The organism is Psychrobacter sp. TB55-MNA-CIBAN-0194 (genome assembly GCF_040309505.1).
GTDB lineage: Bacteria > Pseudomonadota > Gammaproteobacteria > Pseudomonadales > Moraxellaceae > Psychrobacter > Psychrobacter fozii.
Map to the genome: position 1 here is coordinate 1 of NZ_JBEOOW010000337.1, position 268 is coordinate 268.

Sequence of the window (268 nt, forward strand, 5' to 3'; positions counted from 1 at the left end):
GGTTAAGTTATATTGGCGCAGCGTATCGGGTTCAATTTCAATGGCTATTTCATCAAGTGGCACATCGTTAACAACTAACGATACATTAGAAAGCTGCAATAACTCACTCTCTATTTGATTAGCAATTGGCTTAAGCTCGCTTAGCGGCAGGTCGGCTACTAAGGTCATGCCTATTACGTCTTGCCTAAACTCTACTTGGCTAATTGTTACCGGCTCCATACCGCCAGGGAACGTTGCTATACCATCTACGCGAAGTTTTACTTTATCG

General features: G+C 43.3%; 1 protein-coding gene. It reads right to left on the reverse strand.

Annotated elements, in window-relative coordinates; genetic code table 11:
• Positions 1 to 268: hypothetical protein (locus tag AAEY75_RS15360; protein WP_352260069.1), on the reverse strand; the 268-nt coding region annotated here is incomplete at both ends.